Consider the following 851-nt stretch of genomic DNA (forward strand, 5'->3'; position numbering starts at 1 on the left):
CGCCCGCTGGTGGGGGATGAGCAGAGCGTCGACCATGCCAGGTGCGCGCCGGTGCAGCTCCACCGCCTGCGCAAGGTCCCCGTCATGGCGCAGTACCTTGGCGAGTGTGCCGAGCGCCTGGGCGTGACTGCGCGGGTCGCCCTCCTTCTTGAAGATCGTCGCGGCCTTGCGGAGGTAGCGGGCAGCCTCTGCTGTCCGGCCCTGCTCGACAAGCGTCTCCGCAATGTTGCTCAGCGCTTGTCCTGCTCCACGCCTGTCGCCCGCACGCTTGAGCGCCCGTGCGGCCTCGGCATGGGCCGCCACGGCTTGCTCGAACTTGCGCTGCTCGTGGAGTGAGAGCCCGAGATTGTTCAGCGCTCTGGCCGTGGCCTTACGGTTCTTCAGTCGACGGGAGATCTCGATGGCTTTGCGGTGTGCACGAACGGATTTTCCGAGCTTGCGCTTGTCCCTGAGCACGATGCCCAGAAGGCTGAGGAGTGAGGCCTCGTTGTGACGGTCCTTGATAACCCGGCTTGATCGGATGCCGGCTCTCAGGACCAACTCGGCTTCGTCCAAGGAGCGCAGCTCGGTCAGGAACTGTGAGACGGATGCTGACAGAGCCACCGACATCCGATGGTCATCCGCGCTGTGCGCCCAGAGTGCGGCTGCGATCAGGGTGTACTGCTCCTCCTCGAGCCATCGCAGTGCCGAGCTCCGATCGGCGAACCGCTCCTCGGCCGCAGGGTTTGCCTTGGCGGGGCTGAAGAACTTTTTCTGCGCCAGCGTGCTCATCCGGTAGAGGTGGGCGAGCAAGCGCATCAGACTCTCGCCCCAGGAGTCATCGGCTGACGTCAGCTGCTCCCGGGAGTAGA

At 65.2% G+C, this 851-nt stretch carries 1 protein-coding gene; it reads right to left on the bottom strand.

Annotated features, from left to right (window positions below; genetic code table 11):
- A partial coding sequence (locus tag ABD323_RS42115) for a tetratricopeptide repeat protein (protein WP_344447348.1) occupies positions 1-798 on the bottom strand: 798 nt, incomplete at its 3' end.
- Positions 799-851: the final 53 nt, after the last annotated feature.

The organism is Kitasatospora nipponensis, from assembly GCF_039528135.1.
In the GTDB taxonomy this organism is placed as follows: domain Bacteria; phylum Actinomycetota; class Actinomycetes; order Streptomycetales; family Streptomycetaceae; genus Kitasatospora; species Kitasatospora nipponensis.